We start from the raw sequence: 23,315 nt of genomic DNA, 5'->3' as shown, positions 1-23,315 counted from the left end.
CTTAATGTCGGCTTACTTTGCCTTCAACGCCAGCGGGTTAAGCTTCAGCGTTTCATAGTAGCTCGCCCATGACAGATATTTCTCCGGTGCCGCCCACAAGCGATAGTGCATACGCGCTAGTGTGACCGGGTCGCTCAGCAACACCAGGCGACGGTCGCGGTTCAGCTTCTCTGGTGTTTCATTCAGCGCCTGCTCAACATGGCGATCGCGGGCAATCTCCAGCACGTGGCTTGCGCGGTGGCGAGCCGTTGCCATCGCCGTTGCCAGCGCGTTGAATGACGGGTTAAACACCGCATGCATAAAGCCATCATCCAGGCTGCGCGAGCGGTTCAGCTCCAGATATTTATCCGTGTTTACCAGTACCTGCGGCGGAGAATACTCTTCCGGGATGAGGAACAGTTTCCAGCGTTTGGTACGCAGTCCGACGGTAGACCGGCTGGAGATAACCGACACGAACGGCGACAGGATCAGCGAGAAGACAATCGGTGCCAGCCAAAACAGGAAGCGGAGATCAAGCCATGCCATCCCTACTGCCCATACCAGCCCCAGCAGCAGCTGAGAACCGTGGCGCATAAAGGCTTCACCCCACGGCGTGGAGTCATCGTCACGCTGCGGCGAGTTCCATACCACTTCCCAGCCAAGGAACGCGCTGACCACAAACACGGTGTGGAACAGCATACGCACCGGCGCAAGCAGCACCGAGAACAGCACTTCCAGCAGCAGGGAAATCGTTACGCGAATGAAACCACCGTACTCTTTCGGCCCCTTGCACCACACCAGGATGATACTCAGTAGCTTCGGCAGGAACAGCAGGACCATTGTCGAAGCGAAAAGCGCAATAGCCAGCTCCGGACGCCACTGCGGCCACACCGGGAACAACTGGCGCGGCTGCAGGAAGTATTGCGGCTCCGTCAGCGCATGCACCACCTGCAAGGCCGTGGAAAGCGCAAGGAACATAAACCACAGCGGCGCGGAGAGATAGGACATCACACCGGTGAGGAACACTGCGCGGTGAACCGGGTGCATACCTTTTACCAGGAACAGGCGGAAGTTCATCAGGTTGCCGTGACACCAGCGGCGGTCGCGCTTCAGCTCATCGAGCAGGTTCGGCGGTAGCTCTTCATATGAGCCTGGCAGATCGTAAGCAATCCACACCCCCCAACCGGCACGGCGCATCAACGCGGCTTCGACAAAGTCGTGGGACAGAATCGAACCGGCAAACGAACCTTCACCCGGCAGCGGCGCCAGCGCGCAGTGCTCAATAAACGGTTTCACGCGGATAATCGCGTTATGCCCCCAGTAGTGGGATTCACCCAACTGCCAGAAGTGCAAGCCCGCAGTGAACAACGGCCCGTAAACGCGGGTCGCAAACTGCTGACAACGCGCATAGAGCGTATCCATCCCGGACGCTTTCGGAGACGACTGGATGATCCCGGCGTTCGGGTTCGCTTCCATCAGGCGTACCAGCCCGGTCAGACACTCGCCGCTCATCACGGAGTCCGCATCCAGCACCACCATGTAGCTGTACTGGCTGCCCCAGCGGCGGCAGAAGTCATCGATATTACCGCTTTTGCGTTTTACGCGACGGCGGCGGCGACGGTAGAAAATCTGCCCTTCGCCCTGCACTTCCGCAATCAATTCCATCCAGGCTTTCTGCTCGGCTACGCAGATATCCGGGTTGTAGCTGTCGCTCAGAATATAGACGTCGAAGTGCGCCGCGTTGCCAGTGGCTTTCACAGATTCCCAGGTTGCGCGCAAGCCCGCGAACACGCGATCCACGTCTTCGTTACAGATAGGCATAATCAGCGCCGTGCGATGTTCCGGGTTTAGCGGTTCATCGCCCACCGTCGAGGCCGAAATGCTGTATTTATCGCGGCCAATCAACAGTTGCAGGAAGCCCATCAACGCAGTCCAGAACCCGGCGGAAACCCAGCAGAACAGCACCGCGAACAGGATCAAGATACCGGTTTGCAGCACATACGGCAGGAGCTGCATAAAGGAAACCCACAGATCCTGGCCCGCCATATCCGTTGGGTTGATAAGCGCCCAGCCCTGATAAGGCAGAATGGTTTTCATATACCAGGTGGCGACGACGGTTTGCGCCAGCGTCAGCACCAGCAGGATGTAGCGGCGGATAGAACCGACGGTACGCCATTTCTGCTCGTGTGCTTGCTCCTCTTTGGTCAAACGCGCAAGGTAACGGGGCGCAACTTCGCGCCCGCGCAGACGATCCCAAAAACGGCCAATCGGGTTAGTGCGCCACGGATCGGGGAACATCGAAGAGCGTTTGGCTTTCGGCATCGCCTGAAGCTGCGCACGCCCTTCATCGTCTTTGATCAATTGCCCTTCAGCGAGCGAATCCGGCCAGCTATGTTCCAGACGTGCTTTCACAGAACCCAGCGGCGTATCATCTTCACGCGTCCAGCTCGTTTGCTCTTTATCCAGCGCCTCATGCACGCTGCGAATGCTCTCTGTCGGCAGCGCCGCTTTTTCCGATGCGGAAAGCGGCAGCATGTCGATATACTCAGTTGTCTTATTCATTGGCAGGTAGCTGATAGCTCCAGGTTTCACTCAGGTTCTGGTCGGCGTTGACCAGCGCCGCGCGCATATCCGTGGTTTTCTTCGGATCTTTGACTTTCACGCGCAACATCAAACGCCAACCTTGCGTAACCGGATTATAGCGAACGGTGTTTTCCACAATCTCACCGTTATCGCCAATGCTGGCTTGCGCGGTTACTGGGGTATCCTTCGGCAGCTTTTTCATATCCTGGCCGGTGAAATCCACCACAAACGCGATAGTCCCGTCAGGTTGACGGATAAGATTTGACTGTTTCACATCCCCTGTGGAGCGACGCGTCTGCAATACCCACGCATTGTCTGGCGCATGCAGCTTGTCTTCGTCACGGCTAAAGGTGATGGTGTATTTGAAGTTCATCTCTTTACCTGGATCCGGCAGTTGATCCGGGGTCCAGTAAGCGACAATGTTATCGTTAGTTTCATCGTTGGTCGGGATTTCGACCAGTTCGACTTTGCCTTTGCCCCACTCGCCTTTCGGCGTTACCCACGCGCTCGGGCGCAGATCGTAGCGGTCATCGATATCTTCAAAACGGGAGAACTGACGACCACGCTGCAGCAGACCAAAGCCCTGCGGGTTTTCCATCGCATAGCTGCTCACAGCAAGATGTTTCGGGTTATTCAGTGGACGCCAAATCCACTCGCCGTTGCCTGCCAGCATCGATAACCCGTTAGAATCATGCAATTCCGGGCGATAGTTGGTCGCAGGGGAGGGTTGCGTCGGCCCAAACAGGAACATACTGGTCAGCGGCGCAACACCGAGTTTGCCCACTTTATCGCGCAGGTAAACTTTGGACTGCACATCCACCACGGTGTCGCGGCCTGGAATAATCACAAAACGGTATGCGCCTGTTGCACGCGGTGAGTCCAGCAGCGCGTAAATAGTCAGGCGTTTGTCAGTTGGTTTTGGACGCTCGATCCAGAACTCACGAAAACGCGGGAACTCTTCGCCAGATGGCAGTGCGGTGTCAATGGCGAGACCGCGAGCGGAAAGGCCATACACCTGCCCCGCACCAATCACGCGGAAGTAGCTTGCGCCCAGCATGCTGACGATTTCATCGTTTTTATCTTTATTATTGATGGGGTACAGAACTTTGAAACCGGCGAAACCGAGGTCTTTGACCGTGTCTTTATCGTGCTGGACGTTGCCGAAATTGAAGTAATCCGGGCTGTATTTGATTTTACGTACGGCAGTGGTAGTCACTTCATTGATGGTCACTGGCGTGTCGAAGTACATACCCTGGTGATAAAACTCAAGCTTAAATGGGGTGTTGATCGCGTTCCAGTAGGCTTTGTCATGGTTAAACTGGATCTGCTGATAGTCCGCGTATTTCATCTCACGGAACACAGAGGGCAAATTGGTCTTGGGTGCTTCGTAGCCTTTACCGGCCAGTGATTGTGCCTGTTTTGCGACATCATCAATAGAAAAGGCCCAGCCTGATGACGTATAAAGTGACAACAGAACAGCAGCACCTACCCAACGCATTTTCATCATTCGTAATTTAGGTTTCATAATAACTAAGCACTTCCCCCTTTGTGTGCTTAAATCGATCCGATCCATTTTAATGGAAACTCAGGCTATCCGACAACTGAATCCCCGCATTGTTCTCCATGCAGGCTCATTGAATAAGCAAATGAAACTAACCCTTTATCGTTTTGCAGGCTTATCCTGGAGACAGGTTATCGGTCATAGTGTAGGGTTGGTTGCGAATGTAATCATTATTTGTCTTATGGATAAGACGAAAAGTCTGAGAATGTACGGAGTGATATGACCAAAACCCCCGCACAACGAGAATATTTCCTTGATTCCATACGCGCGTGGTTGATGCTGCTTGGGATCCCATTTCATATTTCGCTGATCTACTCCAGCCATATGTGGCACGTGAACAGCGCCTACCCTTCATGGTGGCTAACGCTGTTCAATGACGCCATACATGCGTTCCGTATGCAGGTGTTTTTTGTCATTTCCGGTTATTTTTCATACATGTTGTATTTGCGCTATCCGCTTAAGCGCTGGTGGAAGCTGCGCGTTGAGCGCGTCGGCATTCCAATGCTCACCGCGATCCCGCTGCTGACGCTGCCGCAATTTATTATGTTGCAATATGTGAAAGATAAAACAGCCGAATGGCACACCCTATCGACTTATGACAAATTCAACACGCTGTCATGGGAACTCATCTCCCATTTATGGTTTTTGTTAGTCCTTGTGGTATTAACAACGATCAGCATGGTGCTGTTTAAAAAACTAAAAAATAGCGCTAACCGGCTGGCTGGTAATATTTCGCTGGCGAAACTGTCGCTTTGGTTCCTGCTGTTAGGTATCGCATGGGCTGCGTTGCGTCGAATTGTGTTGATGATCTATCCGGATATATTACGTGACGCGCTGTTTAATTTTGCGGTCATGCAGACGTTGTTCTACATTCCGTTCTTCATTCTTGGTGCGCTGGCATTCATTAACTCGCGCCTGAAATCACTTTTCACCACGCCTTCGCCATGGTGCATGCTCGGCTCAGCGCTGGCCTTTGGTGCTTATTTGCTTAACCAGCGCTATGGCAGTGGTGATGGCTGGATGTACGAAACCGAGGCGGTTATCACCATGCTGCTGGGGCTGTGGATGGTCAATGTCGTCTTTTCATTGGGCCACAAGTTGCTGAACTTCCAGTCAGCGCGTGTGAGTTATTTCGTGAACGCATCCCTGTTTATCTATTTGGTACACCATCCGCTAACGTTGCTATTTGGCGCGTGGATCACACCGCATATCCAGTCCAATCTCCTTGGTTTTCTTGCCGGGCTGGTCTTCGTCATTGGCATTGCGGTGCTGCTGTATGAAATCCATCTGCGCATTCCGCTGCTACGCTTCCTTTTTTCCGGCAAGCCGCAGCAAAACGACGCGAAGCGTCATGCTCACGCCAGATAAGGTTTCCGGCTGCCCTGCCCGCAGAGCAGCCGCGCCTTATTGGATGTGCTGAGTCAGTAAGCGCTGGTAAAGCTGCGTCATTTCGTCATCGAAACAAACAAAGATCACCTGCTGGAGTTGAGGCCGGCGTATAAGGTGCGCAGCGACGGTATTAACGGCGATTTCGGCCGCCGCGGCTTTTGGGTAACCATACACGCCGGTACTGATAGCGGGAAAAGCAATGCTCGTGTAACTATTGGCTTCCGCCAGTTGAAGGCTATTGCGGTATGCATCCTCCAGTAAGCGTGCTTCATTCTCTTCTCCGCCACGCCAGACCGGCCCAACGGTATGGATCACCGCTTTCGCCTTTAAATTTCCTGCCGCCGTGATCACCGCATGGCCTGGCGGACACTCGCCCTGCTGCTGACGTACCTGCCGGCACGCATCGAGCAAAGCAGGCCCAGCGGCACGATGAATCGCGCCATCCACACCGCCGCCGCCAAGCAATGATGAGTTTGCTGCATTCACAATCACATCCACTTCAAGCGTGGTGATATCCCCCTGAAGCACCTGCATACGTGGTTGCATTTTTGCCCCCTATCCGGCCAGTAACCCGTTAACACCGTTAAGTGTATCCGGAAATAGCAAGGGCAACATATTCAAAATCATCAGTTATAGGTGATGGTAACCTCGGCGCGGGATTGCTGCGCATCGAGATAGCGCATCTGGACTTGCGCAACCTGCGAAGAGAGTGATTGCCCGGTTACCTCGTTGACATGGATTTGCCGGGTCTGCATTTGATTGTTTTGCAAACACGAAAGCTGCAGATTTTGGTTCTGAGCGCGAGTTTCGCAGCCGCCTTCAACGATGGCACCACGAAAATGGATCGCCCCTCCTGCCAGCTGGGTTCCGGCATAAGCGGATGACATCATAAAAAAGCAGGCAACAGGAAACACGAACGCTTGAAACAGACGCATAAACACCTCGTAAATCACTCATCCCTGACGGTTGAGCTTCGGCTATTGGTAAGTTAAATATCGGCACCGTTAGCGCGTTCCTTAATTAAAATTAGCATTCAGATGAGGAATATGTTCGCCGTATCCTGGATTAAGTAAATTATTATTCGGCGGGCCACTGCCGGGAGAGATGGAGCGACTGACCATCAGATACCGTGACGAGAATTTTGACGTTATCGTGCGCGGAAATATTCAAATGAATGCGCGAAATTGCGGTTGTTTGATTCGCCGGGAGAGTCATTGTGTTTCGTTGCCGGCTTTGGCTCACCCCCGCAGCACCTTCGCGCTCGGTAATAATCTGCACCTGGCAAACACAATCCTGTGTAACCTGCACCAGCGGAGTAATGGTGTAATTGTCGCCCTCGCGGGTGGTGTTGAACGTGATCTGGCTGGATAACGCCGCCAGCAATAATAAGGTATGCATAGCGCCTCCAAAAAAAACAGGGCCGTAGCCCTGTTTATTCCTGCCCGGGGGATCAGTACTGATTCGCGGTAGCGTGGTTACCGTAACCGGTTTGCTGAACAGTGACACTCGAGCCCGATGCAGTCTGGTTAACCAGCGCGCCGTTACCCACACCATACTGGCTCACAGAAATATCAGAGTTGCGGCCATTCCACTGATCGATAGTGGCATTGTTTTGCGCCCCGTTCTGGACCAGATCGATAGAGCTGGCATCAGAACCCTGGCCCACATCGGCGGCGTTGGCGGAACCATACTGATGGATAGTCAGGTCAGATTCACGTGCATCGCTTTGCAGAGCAAGGGCGGCGTTGGCGCTGCCATATTGATAAATGCTCAGTTCAGAATTTGGGCCATTGCTGCCACCGCCATGACCGCCGCCATTGCCATACTGCGGGACACTACCTGCAAATGCGCCTGCTGAAACAACGATCGCTGCGAATGCTGCCACTTGGAAAAGTTTCATGGTAAACCCCCGTTGGATTGAGATTAAAGCCGCAAGACTTTCAACGTTGAATAACGCGAATAGCCATTTGCGACTGTCGTTGCACCACTACTGCCGTTTTTTGCGTACCGTACTGCGTGATATTTGCCCGGTTGCCTGAGCCTTTCTGAATAATAACCGCGCTATTACCATAAGCACCCTGCGTAATACTCGCATCGTTGGCACTACCGGCCTGATCGATATAAGCAAGGTTATAACTTCCTGACTGGTTAATTTGCGCTGAATTGTTTCCGCCATTTTGCGAAATAACACCTAATAATTTCGAACCTCGTTGATCAATATGCGCATTATTACTCGCACCATGTTGATCAATATTGGCTGATTGATTATAAGGCACCTGGCTTAACTCATTAATCGCCAGATTATATTCCGGGTTTGCCAGGTCATATCCGGCTGCTGTTACAAGGCACGGAATTCCCAGCAGGGTTAACATCATAAAGGCTATTTTGTTCTTCATGCTGTCACCGCCAAACTTATTTGTTAATACCTGGTTGCAAAACTGAGTATGCCGTGGATAAAAAGAAAATATCTCACCAGCAAGTTGGATTTTCATTAGCCTTGTCATTCTAAAGCATGAAGAATAATTATTCCCCGTTTGCAGCAGAGGCGGCATCAGATGATTTTTCTTAAATAATTACCCCTGCGTTATAAGCGTCAATGCCCAGGATACGTGGCCAGAGCAAAACGTGAAAATAAGGCGAACCTGAAGTCAACAAAAGTCAGGTCATTGTTCTTAATATAAATTCTCGCACCATATTCTTTTGTAACCCGCCCTGCTTTTGCCTTTGCATATCTACTTGCCCGAACATCAAAATAACATTTCAATATTTAATTTTACATTCTGTTACATGATTCACACTTGCTTTAAGGTTTGCAAGCGTTAGATTGAATTCGCAGCACTCATTACTTTGTATTATTTCTCCCTTGCACGGGCTGATCACTTATTCCTGAACACAGCATAGCGAATCCGACAGTACATCTGGTTTCCCCGGTGAATAACCGGGGGGTTGAAGTTGATGAACAAAAAACAAATACGCGGGGTTTCATCATGTTTAGTGAAGTCCATAGTTCAGCTATTTCAGTCTTATTATTAATAACCAAACCTTCATTACAGGCAACGGCGCTTCTCCAGCATTTAAAATTTGCGCTCTCTTTGCCCGGAAAGCTCCATAATATTCAACGGCCTCTCGATGATATTCCCGCATTGAGCATCGTCTTATTCGACATGATGGATGCGGATAAAAAACTGATTCAGCAATGGCAGAATATCCTGTCACAACGAAATGGTGATATTAAGCTATTGCTGATGAATACCCCTCTTGATTACCCATTCCAGGATGTAGAAAACTGGCCGAATATTACGGGCGTCTTTTACATTTCCGAGGACAGAAGTCAGCTGGTCGATGGCTTACAAGGCGTACAACGTGGTGAGTGCTATTTCTCGCAAAAACTGGCGAGTTATCTCATCACTCATGCCGGGAATTATCGTTACTACAGCACTGAATCTGCACTGCTCACCCACCGGGAAAAAGAGATCCTTAATAAGCTGCGTATCGGCGCATCAAATATTGAAATAGCCCGTTCACTGTTCATTAGTGAAAACACAGTTAAAACGCATCTTTATAATCTTTTCAGGAAGATAGCGGTAAAAAACCGCACGCAAGCCGTCTCCTGGGCTAACGATAATCTCAGGCGTTAGTGCGATGAAACGCTATGGGTATCGTCTGGCAACTGCCACTTTGCTGATCGCCTGCGTAAACGTATCGGCTGTTGAAGTCGAAGTTCCCGGGCTGTTAGCCGATCACACTGTATCGTCTGTCGGACACGATTTTTATCGTGCATTTAGTGATAAATGGGAAAGTAACTGGAAAGGGAATTTAACTATCAATGAACGACCTAGCGCCCGTTGGGGAAGCTGGATAACGATAATCGTCAATCAGAGTGTCGTATACCAGACGTTTCTTTTCCCGACGCACCGCGACTTTGAAAAAAATGTTGAAATCGCGTTGGCGCAAACCCAGCAAGCGATCGATCACCTGCAAATAAACCAGGCGCTGCTGAGCGTTGGCGATATGGCGAGTGATGAATTCTAAAATACGTTAAATCTCCGGAGGCTATTATGCGAAGCATATATACCCTGCTTGCGCTGTTGCTTATCGCGCCTGCATGCTGGGCGGGAACCATGACATTCCAGTTTCGTAATCCTAATTTCGGCGGTAATCCTAATAACGGTGCATTTTTATTAAATAGCGCCCAGGCACAAAATTCTTATACCGATCCCAGCTATAAGGATTACGGCGTGGAAACCACTTCCGCGCTGGATAATTTCACCCAGGCAATACAATCACAAATATTGGGCGGATTACTTACCAATATTAATACCGGTAAACCCGGGCGAATGGTGACCAGCGATTTTATCGTGGATATTTCCAACAAAGACGGACAACTGCAATTAAACGTCACCGACAGAAAAACCGGCAAGACATCTACGATTCAGGTGTCGGGATTGCAAAGCGGTTCAACGGACTTTTAAGCCACTGTCTAACAGGACAACAACTATGTCGCGTCTATTTATTTTATTCGCCGTGTGTTTATTAAGCGGTTGCCTCACTGCGCCGCCAAAACAAGCCGCTAAGCCGACGCTGTTGCCGCGGGCGCAAAGTTACCAGGATCTGACGCATCTGCCGATGCCAAGCGGGAAAATTTTCGTCTCGGTGTATAACATCCAGGATGAAACCGGGCAATTTAAACCCTACCCGGCAAGTAACTTTTCTACCGCCGTCCCGCAAAGCGCGACCGCAATGCTGGTGACGGCGCTGAAAGATTCGCGCTGGTTTGTCCCGCTGGAGCGCCAGGGTTTGCAGAATCTGCTAAATGAACGAAAAATTATTCGCGCCGCGCAAGAAAACGGGACTGTTGCCATCAATAATCGCGTTCCTCTTCCCTCGCTGACTGCCGCGAATATCATGATTGAAGGGTCCATTATTGGCTACGAGAGCAATGTAAAATCCGGCGGCATTGGTGCGCGTTATTTCGGCATCGGCGGAGACACACAATATCAGTTGGATCAAATTGCGGTGAATTTGCGGGTGATTAATGTCACGACCGGGGAAATTCTCTCGTCGGTCAACACCAGCAAAACCATCCTCTCCTATGAAGTACAGGCTGGGGTATTTCGCTTTATCGACTACCAGCGGTTGCTGGAAGGAGAAGTTGGCTATACCGCCAACGAACCGGTCATGCTCTGCCTGATGTCAGCGATTGAAACGGGGGTGATTTTGCTGATCAATGACGGGATTGATCGGGGACTGTGGGATTTGCAACAAGGCGCCGATCGCCATAATCCTGTGCTGGCTAAATACCGCGAAATGGCGGTGCCGCCGGAGTCCTGAAAAAAGAAAGGCGTGACTTGCGGTCACGCCTTTTCTTGCTCTTTAAGCAGCGGCTGCGCGCGGCGGGAAGCCAGCCACAGCCCGCTGTTTTTCATGGCATAGCCAAACACTAACCCCACTGCCAGCGACGGGATAACCAGACGCCAGTCGCCCTGCCCGGCAAACGTCGCGCAGGCACCAATGAATGTCCCCGGTACAAAAGAGAGCAGCACGTTCCGGGCCTGCAGACACATCAAAAACGCCACCACACCGGTCATCAGATAGCCAACGATCTCCAGATGCGGAGCCAGGGCTGCGCCATGAATCATGACCTGCGCCCAGGCCACGCCACTCATCACCGTACAGGCGGAAATAAGCAGCCCTTTCACACCGCCCTGCGGACACGCGAAATAGGCGGTGCAGCCGAGAAAACCGGCCCAGCTTAATAAACCGAAAGCGACAGCCACCCAGCCCCAGATACCGGAGAGAATGCCTGTCGTAATTGCGATAGAAAGGAGAATGTTCATGGCGCGCATCATAGCAGATGCACGCCCCGGATATGCGACAATACGCACACTATTTGAAAACCAATTATCTCAGTTGCATTTTAATTGTGATTAAAATCACAATTAATCTTCTGACTCTTCCTGCAACTCATCCCACATCGCGGCAATTGCATCGCGTGTCAGTGGCGCCATGGTGCGCCAGAACGGCGTTGTCGCATGGGCTTCAACTTTGCCAAAGAAGGTGCCGCACCAGGGCAGGATATAATCGGCGAATAAGGTCTCCTGCGCTTCGCTTTCATCTTCTGCGGCCTGATCTTCCAGCCATGATGCCGCCAGCAGCAACGTGCCGATGTGATCGGCTGGCGCATCGGTTAACGGCATGCCGCGGCTGGACAAAAATGAACGCACTTCCGCTTCCGTAGCACCTTCCACCCAGGCACTGCGATAAGGCGAGACGCGACACTCTTCCCCGACAAACAGCGCGTTGTAATCGGCCGCCAGTGCCTGCGCATCGCAGTTTTTCTGCAACCGTTCAAGCAGCTCATCCTGCTCCAGCGGCCAGCTTTCCGCCAGTTTCCCCTCCCGGATCATGGTATAGAGCGGCACCAGCAGAGGATCTTGCGGCTGGCGGTAAAACAGCGAGCCCAGTACACGGCAGAGAATTGAAAATTCGTTCATTCAGTTGTTCCAGTCAGTATTAAAGTTCTGCAAATTCGGGAATTGGCGCCATGCCGCGGGATTCGAGGAAATCCAGCAGACGACGCGGCGAGACATTCAAAATACGATCTTCCGGGAAACCGACGTCATCCAGCACCTTACGGCACTCACTGAAATCGCCCAGCGTAAACGCGGTGTGAGAATCCGATCCCAGCGCCACCCAGCCGCCGGCATCACGCACGGCGGCAGCCACGGCGCGGCAATTCGCCTCGCTGCCTTTGCGCGAATGGACAAACGATGAATTGTTAATTTCAAGCGCGACGCCATATTTCGCGGCGGCAGCGGCAACGGCCGGAATATCAATGTCAAATTTCGGGTTACCGGGATGGCTAATAATATGGACATTGCCGCTGGCGATAGTCGCAATCATGGCCTGAGTATGGGTGGCTTTATCCTGCGGCGGAAACACCGGCTCATGGAAACCTGCAATGATCAGATCCAGCGACGTCAACATCGGTCCGGTGCAGTCGATTTCACCCTCGGTGTTTTTAATATTGGCTTCGATACCGCGTAAAATACCCACGCCATCGACCAGCCGTGGCCAGATGCGCATATTCACAAAGTGCCAGTAGTGCGGCGCATCCGCCATATCCGGCCCGTGGTCGGTAATGGCAAAGAGCTTAATCCCTTTGCGTTTTGCCTCGGCAATATAATCGTGAAGCGTACTGTAAGCGTGGGTGCTGGCGACGGTATGCATATGCAGGTCAACGGGATACATGACTCACTCCTGTAGTTATTTCTGCAAAGGATAGCAGTTATCGTTCGCGAGTTTAATGACAAAACCCGGCGATGCCGGGCGTCTGTCAATAACCACGCGCTCTGTCTACCCGCCCGCTCACCGCTTCGCCCCGCTCAATAGCCTGAATAGCCTGCGCAATAAAAGCCACGGCTTCACTGCGGCGTGTCGTCGCCGCCATATGCGGCGTCATCGCCACACGTGGATGCGCCCACAATGGGTTATTGGATGGGAGCGGCTCCTGGCTAAAGACATCGAGCATGGCGCCTTTCAGCTTGCCGCTCTCCAGAGCAGCAAGCAAATCACGCTCGACAACATGCACACCGCGCGCAAGATTTATCACATAGCTGTTGTCAGCGAGCTGATTGAGCAACGCAGTGTTAATAATGCCAGCCGTTTCCGGGGTATTGGGCAGCAGATTGATCAACACTCGTGTGCCATGAAGAAAGTCGGGCAACTCCTCGCCACCCGCAAAGCTGGTCACGCCGGGCATGTTTTTACGGCTGCGACTCCAGCTACGCAGCGGGAACCCCCACTGGAGCAGACTTTCGGCCACTTTCGTGCCGAGCACACCCGCGCCGAGGATGCCAATGGTGAAGTCTTCACGTTCGTATTCATCCAGCGGTTGCCATTTCGCCTGCAGTTTTAGCGCCTGGTAATCATCAAAGCGCCTGAACCAGTGCAGCACCTGGCTCACGGCATACTCCTGCATTTGCAGCCCCATGCCGGTATCCTCCAGGCGAAACAGCGGAATAGACTCGGGAAGCATCTCAGGATGAGCCTGCAACTGGCTAAGAATCGAGTCAACTCCAGCTCCCAGTGCAAACACGCCTTTTAATTGTCGGCCTTTGAGCATCGCAACCGGTGGATGCCAGACCAGCGCATAATCGGCATGGGCATTATCGCCCGGCGTCCACGCACGGATATTTGCCTGCGGCAGCGCCTGCCGCAATGCGCGGATCCAGTCATTGTTATTGAATGAGGGGTGATAAAAGATAATTTCCATATCAACTCCAGAACCTGATGTGATGTATCCGGTTATTTTCCGGAACAATTATGCTTTTTCGCGAAGGCCGCTCAGCATAACAAATTTCTCTCATACCTCGCGGAGAAAGTGCCGTGCCGAGAAAAAAAGCGATTTCAGAACGTTTAAGAAGCAGGTTGTTTGAAGTTTGTCTAAACGCGCTAATTTATTGAAAAAGAGGATTGACGGCGTTCCGGGTTTTCCCTACATTAGCGCCCGTCCCGGTAACACCGGGAAGACAATGTGGTGAGGTGTCCGAGTGGCTGAAGGAGCACGCCTGGAAAGTGTGTATACGGCAACGTATCGGGGGTTCGAATCCCCCCCTCACCGCCATCATTCAAAAAAGAGCTCGCAGGCAAATGCGGGCTTTTTTTTCGCCTGTCTCACTCCACAAGGGGGGGTGAGAAGCCCCGACCGGGGGTCGACAACTGGCGCAGCCAGTTGGACAGACCATGAACGCAGTGAATGGGCTGCCCGTAGGGTGAGCGCAGCGAATCAATCCCCCCCTCACCGCCATCATTCAAAGAAGAGCCCGCAGGCAGATGCGGGCTTTTTTTTCTCATATCGCACTCCCCAGGGGGGATGAGAAGCCCCGACCGGGGGTCGACAACTGGCGCAGCCAGCTGGACAGATGACGAGCCCGCGAGAAACCTGCCCGCACAAAAAAACGGCAACGTTTTGGAACAACCGCTCGTCAAATATCCTCGCCCTTATATTGTAATTCCCTATCCAGTAGTCCTCTTTCGTTAAACGCATCATATTTCAGTATTTCGGCGGTCATTCGTTGCTGCCATCGGGTGATAAATGCCCGGGTGTGGGGAGCGGCCAGATGCGCGGTCAGCGCATCCTGATCTTTCCAGCGTTCCGATATGAGCACGTTTCCCGCCAGGTGATCCTCTACGGCCACGTCATACGAGAGGTTTCCTGGACGTTTTCGCACGGTTTGAGCAAGCACTTTCATATCGGCCATAAAAAGCGATAAATCAGAGGGGTTGATCTTCACATAGCCACAAATGATGAGCATATCGTCGCCTTTAATCTGCTATTCCCGATCGCCATGGCTGGCCGATCGGGGATCGTGATTATCAAAAGTTTGTCAGCACAATTTTGCCCTGAATCCTTCCCATTGCTGCGCGCTGGTGGGCAGCAGATGCCATTGCGAGCGGATAGGTGCTATCAATCACCACCCGAACCACACCTTCTTCCAGAAGACGGCCTGCTTGCGCTAATTGCGCACCGCTGGAGCGCACTTGCGTGGATGACACCGTCACCGCTTTTTGCGCGGCCTCATGATGTGCGGAAAAGCCTAAAGGATTAACCAGAAAGAGTGCGCCGCCAGGTCTGATACAGCGCAGAAAGCGCGCCATAGTTGCGCCGCCCACCGCATCAAAAACGAGATCAACATTTTTTACTGCGTTCTCGGCTGCGGTTTTGGTGTAGTCGATAAACTCGTCTGCCCCCAGCTCGCGTAAAAGCGCTTCATTGTGGGAGGAAGCCACGGCGATGACCCGCGCACCTTTCCAGCGGGCAAGCTGAACAGCAAGGTGTCCCACGCCGCCGCCGGCACCATTGACCAACACCGTTCGCCCTTTTAATGGAACGGCTTTATGTGGAAAAGACTGGAAAGGATTCGGCGCGTCATGCCCGGTTTCGATAAGAAACTGCCAGGCCGTGAGCAGTGACATCGGGGCACCGGCAGCCTGAACATGCCCGATTCCCTGCGGTTTCAGCGCCAGTTCCGACGAAGGAACACTGACATATTCTGCATAAGCGCCACTGCCCTCCATCACCTTTTCAGGAAAACGCACCATCGAAAAGACCTCATCCCCGATGCTGAACCCGGTAACATATTTACCGACCGCCGCGACAACACCTGAGATGTCCGTTCCCAAAATAAGCGGAAAAGTGGGTTTGGGCCACCATTCACGGGGAAGTGCCCGATACCCGTCACGCAGATACCAGTCTGGCGGGTTAAGGCTGGCCGCTTGCACATGAACCAGAACCTCGTCGTTTCCCACCCGGGGCCGGGGAACGTCTTCATAACGCAGGTTATCTGGCCCACCAAACGCATGTAGCTGTACAGCTTTCATCATCTCAGTCATCACCGTCTCGCTCTAAAAACAACTCAGGTAACAGAGCATACGGCTAATATTCAGGATTGATAATGTGGCTGTATTTCGCTTTAATTGTGCCATGAAGGAACAAATCGGTTTTGAAAGACTCACGGGTCTCATCGCATTCGCTCGTGCCGGCGCTCTGGGCAGTTACAGTGCCGCTGCCCGTGCGCTCTCCGTTTCACCTTCCGCCATCAGCAAAAGTATTCAACGGCTGGAGAAGCATCTCGGCGTCACATTATTCACCCGAACGACACGCTCGCTCGTGTTAACGGCCGAAGGCCGCGAGCTGCATGAACGGGCGTTGCGATTGCTACGTGATGCCGAGGAGATCGAGCAGATAGCAAAACGCGCGCGCGCGGAACCGGCAGGTACATTGCGGATTGCGGCATCGTTACCGGTGGGTATCCACATGCTCGCCCCCGTGCTTGCGCAATTTTGCGCGCTTCACCCAAAAGTGACGATTGATTTACGGTTAAGCGACCAGGTGGTAAACATCGTTGATGAGAATATTGATATTGCCATTCGGATTGGCGATCTCGCGGATTCAAACCTGCTGGCGCGTCGCCTCCCGCCGTATCAGATAGGATGCTATGCCTCGCCTGAATATTTAGCCGGTTGCGCTCCACCGCAACATCCTGATGACTTAATCAGCCACCAAACGATTAATCTGCGTTACCAAAATACAGGGCAACTTTTTCGCTGGCCGTTCCGTGTCGGTGAGCGGGAGATTGAAATTGTGCCTTCGTCAACGGTGATTGTTGATGCCAGCGAAGCCGTCATAGCCGCAATGACTGCCGGGGCCGGAATAGGTATGGCGTCGAATTTTATGGTGGCATCCCTGGTCAGGGATAAAAAGTTAGTTCCCGTACTCGCAGATTTTACGGTAGCGCGGCGTAATATTTCGGCTGTCTGGCACGAAAGTCGCCGTTCCAATCCGGCGGTACGCGCGTTTCTGGATCATATGCTTAAACATTTTTAAATTAGCTGCCAGCGGCGATAATCAACGCGGCATGAACCGCAGTATCCACGTTGGCACGCAGGAAATGCTCAGGACAAAATCCGTGCCAGTCTGGTTTTACGGCCCCAGAGCGCACTAGTTCGCAATGAAGAAAAAATAGAAAGGATATCGAAAATGAAAGCAGTGGAATTTTTGCTATACACTCTCAAACCCGGCACCGGGAAAGAGTTTCACCGGATCATGACCGAGGAGAGTGCCCCGCTTCATCGTTCAGCAGGTATGGATATCGTTTCTTTCGGTCTTTCAGCCCATGACGATGATGCTTACTATCTTATCAGAGCTTATGACAGCCTCTCCCACCTGGAATCCTCACAGGAATCTTTTTATAACAGTGAAGCGTGGCGGCTTGGCCCCCGGCAGGCCATTATTGACAGAATAAGCGTCAGCGTTAAATCGGTGCTCACGCTCAGTGACAGCGCAATCGAAAATTTACGATCCAGCTGATTGCGCAACCAGAAATGATTATAACGCCGCGCCAGCGGCATTTTTTTTCACCAGCCCTTAACGTCGCGCTTCACCACCAGTCTCTTCAACGCCAACTCACTGTCTCAGCGCCTGCAGAATTGTTCAGTGGACGACATCCCCATTCGTAAGCCATCTGGTCAGTGATCAGAGCCATCTGAACGGCAGCAATGCGCGAGGAGCAGACATTCTGCCCTCTGAAAAGGTTCACAGTAATGACATTTCTGACAAATTGAGGTCGCGGGTATTTACATGCGATTTCTGCCTACCTGCCCAGATATTCCGTCACCTGCTGCCGTAGAAGTAGCCGTCTTCATGTCCCTACGTTGTTGATATAAGCCTGTAAGCCTGCTGCGAGAATATCGAACACCGTTTTACAGGCCTTACTGTGCCGCAAGTCCTCATGCATCACCAACCAGGTGTCGAGATGAAATGCAAAGAAATCAGGCATCAACCTCTCTAACGGAACAGGGAAACCGGCCAGTTGAACCTGACACATCCCTATGCCCGCGCCTGCGCGGATAAGGTTCAGTTGCGCGACATCACTGTCAGTGCGCACGGTAAAGCGTTCACGATTTAACTGAGGAAAGTGTTTCAGTGCCTGTAAAATAAAGGGCGTCGTTTTATCAAAGCCCACAAGCGTATGGGTGAACAACTCGTCAATACTTTCCGGTGCGGCGTGGTGTGCCAGATAGGACGGCGAGGCATGCAGACCAATTTCAATACTGCCCAACCGACGCGCAATCAGTTGTTCCTGCACCGGTGTGCTCATGCGTACCGCAATATCCGCTTCCCGGTTCAATAAATCCTGTATTCGGTTAGACAGCACCAGTTCAATGGTAAGTTGAGGATAATCTTCTTTAATTTGTGCAATCAGGGGGGGCAGCACTTCGGTGCCGATAATTTCGCTCGCAGATACGCGAACCACGCCATGTAACCCGGCGGAGTGGGCACTGAAGCTGGCAGCCGAACGCTCAATCATACTGGCTGTGTTTTCCATCGCTTGCGCATGTCCCTGAATCGCTACCGCCGCATCCGTGGCCTGCAGGCCAGTCTGAGAACGTGTAAACAAAACCAGACCAAGGGCGGATTCCAGTGCCGCTACGTGACGCCCCGCTGTGGGCTGGGTGATGGAAAGCATGCGTGCCGCTCCCGACAGGGAACCTTCTTTCATCACTGCCAGGAAGGTTCGATACCATTCCCATGGAATATTTATATTCATACAAAAATGCATACCTGCTATCTGATGCCATGCAATTACATTTAGCTTGCACAGGCACTACGATGTCAACAGATATCCGGAAGAGGTAAGACAATGAACAGCAATAACAAGGTACTCATACTGGGCGCAACAGGCGGAATCGGTGGTGAAATCGCCCGTAAACTCATCCGCGAAAAATGGGACGTTCATGCGTTGCGCCGCAATGCCCCGCAGAATGAAGATCACGAGAGTATGACGTGGATAAAGGGTGATGCGCTGAATGCTGAGCAGGTTGCGAGTGCCGCGTCAGAGTGTGATGTGATTGTTCATGCTGTTAATCCACCAGGTTATCGAAACTGGGAACAACTGGTTTTGCCCATGCTACAGAACACAATCAATGCCGCAGAGCGAAATGGTGCATTAATCGTTCTCCCGGGCACCGTTTATAACTACGGCCCGGACGCCTTTCCACTCCTGCGCGAAGACTCTCCCCAAAATCCTGTCACCAGAAAAGGGGCAATACGGGCGCAAATGGAGAAGGCTTTGTTCGCTTACGCACAGCGTGGCGGAAAGGTGCTGATTCTGCGGGCCGGTGACTTCTTTGGCCCTGACGCAGGCAACAACTGGTTTTCGCAGGGATTGATCAAACCGGGGCACCTCCCGCGGATAATTAAAAACCCAGGCAAAGCCGGGACAGGCCATCAGTGGGCCTACTTGCCGGATGTCGCCGACACTCTGGCTGCGCTGTTGGCACGTCGGGATCAACTCGACCCTTTTGCCTGCTTTCATATGCGGGGACACTGGGACGCCGATGGTACGGCGATGACCGGAGCCATACAGCGTGTCGCGCAGCTTGCGGGGGTTAACGCGAAGGAAAAATCATTTCCCTGGTGGCTCATCACGGCGATGGCACCTTTCAACACCACACTGTATGAAATGCTGGAGATGCGCTATTTATGGGAACAGGCAATACAGATGGACAATGCAAAACTGATCGCTTTCTTAGGCCACGAACCTCATACCCCGCTTATTGAGGCTGTGCGTACCACTTTAATCGGCCAGGGCTGCGTTAATCACACATTGTTCACGCATTCGTGAGTGGATCTAAGTATCGTTTCTGGCACGAAGCGGCAAACCAAGGCACAGCCATGTCTGCTACAAGCGAGGAGCGGACATAAATTCTCATAAGCCGATTGCGATGCGTTAAATTGCAGACTTAACAATAAGCTGAACACTTTAGGATAGAATGCTCTTGTACAGGGGCAGAATGTGAGCCGTTCAAGCAGCTAATAGGTACATTATTCATGAGTAGACGACTTAACAGAGATCATAGAACCAAAGTCAGAAATATTCCCCGACGCATAAAAGCCCTTAATCGTTGGGCTGGTACTTTTCATAGCCCAGAACGTAGCATTTTTCCAGAAGAAGAGCATTACTGGAATTTCAAAATTCCAGTAGAAATAAATCTCGTTCAGGGGAAATACAGTACGCTAAAAACCAAAGCAGCTTGTGCACAAGCTTTAATTAATGCCTGTTCAAACCTCATAACGGCTACTGCCAGTATGAATTACAGCCCTCGAATTACCGCTGTGGTATGTCTTCCAGATATGTTTACAAGTGAGGTCTGTCTTTATCGCTCCGAAGAATATTATCAGGGCTTCATAACTGAAGATCGTTCTGAAAATGGTGCTTCTGCTTTGATCAAAGAACGTAGCCTTGCTGCTGAATGGGGACTCGTTCTGCCAGATAACGTACAGGAAATAGGCATCACTCTCGAATATTATGGAAGCGAGGATCGGGATGAATGGTTCACGGGAGAACGCTGGTATTATGGCCAGGTGATTTAAGAGAGCTTCATCCATTTGATTAAAAATAAGGCACTTATAAAAGGGATGTTACTTTTGTCTAACGTCCAGTTCTGGCGCTGAGCGGACGAGCTAACTGAGCTGAAGGTCCGCTGTGAGCGAGGAGCGGAAGTTCTCAAGCATTTTTGTCCATTATAAGCATTGCTATTATTACCGTGTTTTTAGCAACGGGGGCAGGACAGAGCGGTCGGGCTATGTTGACGTTGGGAAAAGGGACTGGCCGCAATCAATTGAAAATGGGGGAAGGTTTATTGAGTGAGTAAATTAATATGATAACGAACAGAACCCAGCCCTGTTATGTACGATACTCAATGATTACTAATAACGCACACATAGGGCTGAGATTATTCAAATTTAATGCTCTATATTTGCATGTAATTTACCATTACCAAAGACATGCATTGCAGCGTAAGCACCTACGCCTACAAATTTATCTTTTACGGCCATATTAGCTATATAATTTGATTCAGCTACGTCTTTTCCATTTTTAAAAGCATCAACAAATGTTTTAGACCATATACCAGCAAGCATAACGTTATAGCTCCACGCTGGTGCGATCACGGTTTTGTACCCCATAGATAGGACTTTGTCAATGAGTGTATTAATTTTGTTTGAATACCACGAGGCTTTCGAACTGCCAGAATGACAAATAAATAATATAGCTATCTCACCCGTGCCAAATATTAAACGTTCATCTGTTACATATAGCCCTGAACCGGTAGATATACTCCTGAATCCGTATAGGTCATCTTTACCACCGTGAGAAATAAAAATATTTATATCTTGATTTAGCTCGATTTTAGGATTAAGGCTATCAATTTTAATCATTTCTTGATCAGTGAATTCATCAGATATTTTGCTATATGCCAGTTGTATGGCGAAGTCGCTATTTTCCATTGGTGCCCATAGTTTAATTTTCCTTGTGTCAATAACGCCTTCTTTATAATTAATATATTCTGTTACTGATAGGGGGGGTAATGATAACATGATCATCACACAGCGGCGTATTTGAATTTTTTTTCAATAAATTTATAGGGATAATTGATATCTCAGAATCTCTAAAAATAACAACTTTCTGGCATTCGATATTTGGTATTAGAGATGGAGTTTTTTTCATTAGTTCTCTTGACTCATTAAGCCAGAATTCTTCTTTTGATTGCAAAACTTCATTTATAGAGGGTTGGTCGTTAAAAGCAAATTTAGCAATTTCATTTTCATTCCAATTACGAGCATCATTTCGTTTGAAGTCATCATTCTGTGAAATGGAAAAAATGCCTTTGTATAAACTGATATAATATGAAAAATACTCATTACACCCAATCCATAAGAATTGTTTATTCTCTGATTCTATTATGATTGATTCAAGATACAACATGTAATTGTCATAAATAGAATCTGACTCATCTTTATCTAATATATCTATTGGGTATTGACCCAACCCAAAAATATCTTTACATATAGGAAGATATGATGTGTCAGACATTAATGAATGAGCAATTAAAGCACCTTCAATATCTTCATTTATGATACTATTTTTCAATAAGTTATAAACCAATGGTCTGATTGCAGTTATTTCATAGTTAACATCTTGATGGTTTCGGGATTGTTGAATTTCCTTTATGTGCTGCTTAACGATTTTTTTATTTTGGGAGACATCATCATCTAGCCCCTGGAAAATATTTTTGATCAGGGGTTCATTTTTTATATCTTCATCATTAAGTAGCCTTGTATATAAATCGACCAAATTGTTATTGTTTTTAAACTTCTCTGAATCCAACTTGTGAAGGTTATGTAACAATGTAAGCCATGGGATTCCTGCATTTTTCCCAAATTTCATCACGTCGTTTTCTTCTAAATGGCTCTGAATTACTTCAAATAACTCATCTGAACGACTCAAAAGCAACATATTAAAATATGCCATATCAAATTGATGAAGATCATATTCATCATCTACTATTAATCTTTTTCGTGCGTCTCTAACTCTCTCTGCATATGGATAAAATTGAAAATTTCTTAACAGAATAAATAACTCCAAAAGAATTTTTGATAAAAATAGATCATGTTCTTTGTTAGAGAAATTAACTCCGTATAACAACATATTTGCTGAAAGTAAGGAGTCTATGACGTTTCTCTGCCTGGCAAAGTTAGCCATTTTAATATAAAAAGAATAATGAAAAACCTTATCTTTCAGAGATAGAAGAAGTGCCAATTCAGACAAGTCTCGAGCTAATTGATTTTTCCCAAGAAAATTTAATTTATGTAACAGAGAATTGAAATATATATAAAACTCGTATAGTCTGTCATTCTTTTTTGATAGTTCCCACATATTAACCATCGAAGTCAGTGCAGTAGGTATATCATCGTTCCCTCCTTCTTTAAGAAAATGTTCAAATACTCTTCGTAATCCTATATATAATTTCTTTTTCCCTATTAATGACCGCCCCTTTTTATGATTGAAGAAATTGATATTACGCTCAGTGTTTTCAATTAGGTCATTCATTAAAAAGTTGCCAACATCTTCTATATTTACCTCGCCTTCAAGTGTGGTGCTGACTAGAACGTTAGGCGTATTAACATTCTCCAAATTGTCTAGGAGATATTTTAGTAAGATGATAACGGCAGGGTCACCAATTTCATGAATTGCTGATGATAAATCAAACAACTTGATTCTTATCTTATCTGCATTTGTTGCTTTATATATTTCAGAAAAAATTAAATTGAGATAATTATTTATTTCTTCATAATTATCATAGCATCCTGTTATTATGGTTTTTTTTATCTCTTTTGATAACGCCGCGATATTTTCCATGCTTTCCATTTTATTTCCTATCAGTAGCTGATTTTTTC

At 49.7% G+C, this 23,315-nt stretch carries 25 protein-coding genes and 1 tRNA gene; 10 read left to right on the top strand and 16 right to left on the bottom strand.

Annotated elements, in window-relative coordinates; all coding sequences use genetic code 11:
- Positions 1-12: 12 nt before the first annotated feature.
- Positions 13-2,541, bottom strand: coding sequence for a glucans biosynthesis glucosyltransferase MdoH (gene mdoH / locus H650_RS23070; RefSeq protein WP_020457412.1), 2,529 nt, complete (start codon positions 2,539-2,541; stop codon positions 13-15).
- On the bottom strand, positions 2,534-4,069 hold the full coding sequence (gene mdoG, locus H650_RS23065) for a glucans biosynthesis protein MdoG (RefSeq protein WP_020457411.1): 1,536 nt from the start codon (positions 4,067-4,069) through the stop codon (positions 2,534-2,536). The genes mdoH and mdoG overlap by 8 nt, the downstream gene beginning before the upstream one ends.
- 273 nt (positions 4,070-4,342) lie before the next feature.
- Here mdoG and mdoC point away from each other — a divergent pair, with 273 nt between their 5' ends.
- Positions 4,343-5,491 (top strand): glucans biosynthesis protein MdoC, encoded by a 1,149-nt coding sequence (gene mdoC / locus H650_RS23060; RefSeq protein ID WP_020457410.1) that lies wholly within the window; start codon positions 4,343-4,345, stop codon positions 5,489-5,491.
- 36 nt (positions 5,492-5,527) lie between these two features.
- Here mdoC and ymdB read toward each other — a convergent pair whose 3' ends face one another.
- The 5 genes from ymdB to csgB form a co-directional block, all read right to left on the bottom strand.
- Complete coding sequence (ymdB, locus tag H650_RS23055; RefSeq protein WP_044489619.1) at positions 5,528-6,058, bottom strand: O-acetyl-ADP-ribose deacetylase; 531 nt, start codon at positions 6,056-6,058, stop codon at positions 5,528-5,530.
- An 80-nt stretch (positions 6,059-6,138) separates the two neighbouring features.
- Positions 6,139-6,447, bottom strand: a complete 309-nt coding sequence (locus tag H650_RS23050) for a YmdA family protein (RefSeq protein WP_044489833.1) — start codon at positions 6,445-6,447, stop codon at positions 6,139-6,141.
- Between the two features lie 142 nt (positions 6,448-6,589).
- Complete coding sequence (gene csgC, locus H650_RS23045; protein WP_020457407.1) at positions 6,590-6,910, bottom strand: curli assembly chaperone CsgC; 321 nt, start codon at positions 6,908-6,910, stop codon at positions 6,590-6,592.
- 52 nt (positions 6,911-6,962) lie between these two features.
- Complete coding sequence (csgA, locus tag H650_RS23040; protein ID WP_017456373.1) at positions 6,963-7,412, bottom strand: curli major subunit CsgA; 450 nt, start codon at positions 7,410-7,412, stop codon at positions 6,963-6,965.
- 40 nt (positions 7,413-7,452) lie between these two features.
- Positions 7,453-7,908, bottom strand: a complete 456-nt coding sequence (gene csgB / locus H650_RS23035; protein ID WP_044489832.1) for a curli minor subunit CsgB — start codon at positions 7,906-7,908, stop codon at positions 7,453-7,455.
- A 591-nt stretch (positions 7,909-8,499) separates the two neighbouring features.
- Between csgB and csgD the strand changes: the two genes are divergently transcribed.
- From csgD to csgG, 4 genes are read left to right on the top strand one after another with little or no spacing between them, the layout of a single operon-like run.
- Positions 8,500-9,150 (top strand): biofilm master transcriptional regulator CsgD, encoded by a 651-nt coding sequence (gene csgD, locus H650_RS23030; RefSeq protein ID WP_020457405.1) that lies wholly within the window; start codon positions 8,500-8,502, stop codon positions 9,148-9,150.
- A 4-nt stretch (positions 9,151-9,154) separates the two neighbouring features.
- On the top strand, positions 9,155-9,544 hold the full coding sequence (csgE, locus tag H650_RS23025; protein WP_020457404.1) for a curli production assembly/transport protein CsgE: 390 nt from the start codon (positions 9,155-9,157) through the stop codon (positions 9,542-9,544).
- Positions 9,545-9,570: 26 nt separating this feature from the next.
- A complete protein-coding gene (gene csgF, locus H650_RS23020; RefSeq protein WP_020457403.1) occupies positions 9,571-9,984 on the top strand; it encodes a curli production assembly/transport protein CsgF in 414 nt (137 codons plus the stop codon).
- A gap of 25 nt (positions 9,985-10,009) precedes the next feature.
- Positions 10,010-10,843 carry a curli production assembly/transport protein CsgG gene (gene csgG, locus H650_RS23015; protein ID WP_020457402.1) on the top strand — a complete coding sequence of 278 codons (834 nt, stop codon included), beginning with the start codon at positions 10,010-10,012 and terminating at the stop codon, positions 10,841-10,843.
- Between the two features lie 23 nt (positions 10,844-10,866).
- Here csgG and H650_RS23010 read toward each other — a convergent pair whose 3' ends face one another.
- The 4 genes from H650_RS23010 to ghrA form a co-directional block, all read right to left on the bottom strand.
- Entirely contained in the window at positions 10,867-11,349 is a 483-nt protein-coding gene (locus H650_RS23010; protein ID WP_202819292.1) for a DUF1097 domain-containing protein, read from the bottom strand.
- A gap of 102 nt (positions 11,350-11,451) precedes the next feature.
- Positions 11,452-12,006 carry a TorD/DmsD family molecular chaperone gene (locus tag H650_RS23005; protein WP_020457400.1) on the bottom strand — a complete coding sequence of 185 codons (555 nt, stop codon included), beginning with the start codon at positions 12,004-12,006 and terminating at the stop codon, positions 11,452-11,454.
- A 19-nt stretch (positions 12,007-12,025) separates the two neighbouring features.
- Positions 12,026-12,763 (bottom strand): phosphatase, encoded by a 738-nt coding sequence (locus H650_RS23000; protein WP_020457399.1) that lies wholly within the window; start codon positions 12,761-12,763, stop codon positions 12,026-12,028.
- A gap of 85 nt (positions 12,764-12,848) precedes the next feature.
- Positions 12,849-13,787: a glyoxylate/hydroxypyruvate reductase GhrA gene (ghrA, locus tag H650_RS22995; protein WP_020457398.1), complete on the bottom strand. Its 939-nt coding sequence runs from the start codon at positions 13,785-13,787 to the stop codon at positions 12,849-12,851.
- 263 nt (positions 13,788-14,050) lie between these two features.
- Here ghrA and H650_RS22990 point away from each other — a divergent pair.
- Positions 14,051-14,138: transfer RNA gene (locus H650_RS22990), tRNA-Ser, on the top strand.
- A 361-nt stretch (positions 14,139-14,499) separates the two neighbouring features.
- Here H650_RS22990 and H650_RS22985 read toward each other — a convergent pair.
- Together H650_RS22985 and H650_RS22980 are read right to left on the bottom strand one after the other, a co-directional pair.
- Positions 14,500-14,829, bottom strand: a complete 330-nt coding sequence (locus H650_RS22985; protein ID WP_020457397.1) for a putative quinol monooxygenase — start codon at positions 14,827-14,829, stop codon at positions 14,500-14,502.
- Positions 14,830-14,890: 61 nt separating this feature from the next.
- Entirely contained in the window at positions 14,891-15,907 is a 1,017-nt protein-coding gene (locus H650_RS22980) for an NADP-dependent oxidoreductase (protein WP_044489618.1), read from the bottom strand.
- A gap of 91 nt (positions 15,908-15,998) precedes the next feature.
- Here H650_RS22980 and H650_RS22975 point away from each other — a divergent pair, with 91 nt between their 5' ends.
- Together H650_RS22975 and H650_RS24995 are read left to right on the top strand one after the other, a co-directional pair.
- Positions 15,999-16,901 (top strand): LysR family transcriptional regulator, encoded by a 903-nt coding sequence (locus H650_RS22975; protein WP_020457395.1) that lies wholly within the window; start codon positions 15,999-16,001, stop codon positions 16,899-16,901.
- Positions 16,902-17,054: 153 nt separating this feature from the next.
- Entirely contained in the window at positions 17,055-17,384 is a 330-nt protein-coding gene (locus H650_RS24995; RefSeq protein ID WP_071925278.1) for an NIPSNAP family protein, read from the top strand.
- 331 nt (positions 17,385-17,715) lie between these two features.
- Here the strand turns inward: H650_RS24995 and H650_RS22970 are convergent, their stop codons facing one another.
- Positions 17,716-18,624, bottom strand: a complete 909-nt coding sequence (locus H650_RS22970; RefSeq protein ID WP_044489617.1) for a LysR family transcriptional regulator — start codon at positions 18,622-18,624, stop codon at positions 17,716-17,718.
- A 93-nt stretch (positions 18,625-18,717) separates the two neighbouring features.
- Between H650_RS22970 and H650_RS22965 the strand changes: the two genes are divergently transcribed.
- Both H650_RS22965 and H650_RS24990 read left to right on the top strand, forming a co-directional pair.
- Positions 18,718-19,701: an NAD-dependent epimerase/dehydratase family protein gene (locus H650_RS22965; protein ID WP_020457392.1), complete on the top strand. Its 984-nt coding sequence runs from the start codon at positions 18,718-18,720 to the stop codon at positions 19,699-19,701.
- A 206-nt stretch (positions 19,702-19,907) separates the two neighbouring features.
- Positions 19,908-20,450, top strand: a complete 543-nt coding sequence (locus tag H650_RS24990) for a DUF3916 domain-containing protein (RefSeq protein WP_071925277.1) — start codon at positions 19,908-19,910, stop codon at positions 20,448-20,450.
- Between the two features lie 372 nt (positions 20,451-20,822).
- Here H650_RS24990 and H650_RS22955 read toward each other — a convergent pair whose 3' ends face one another.
- Entirely contained in the window at positions 20,823-21,455 is a 633-nt protein-coding gene (locus H650_RS22955; protein ID WP_189660083.1) for a hypothetical protein, read from the bottom strand.
- Positions 21,415-23,286 carry a hypothetical protein gene (locus tag H650_RS22950; protein WP_189660082.1) on the bottom strand — a complete coding sequence of 624 codons (1,872 nt, stop codon included), beginning with the start codon at positions 23,284-23,286 and terminating at the stop codon, positions 21,415-21,417. The genes H650_RS22955 and H650_RS22950 overlap by 41 nt, the downstream gene beginning before the upstream one ends.
- Between the last annotated feature and the right edge of the window lie 29 nt (positions 23,287-23,315).

The sequence above is a fragment of the Enterobacter sp. R4-368 genome (genome assembly GCF_000410515.1).
Taxonomy (GTDB): domain Bacteria; phylum Pseudomonadota; class Gammaproteobacteria; order Enterobacterales; family Enterobacteriaceae; genus Kosakonia.
The sequence above is the reverse complement of the archived record's forward strand: the minus strand, read 5'-3'. Positions and strand labels throughout refer to the sequence as shown.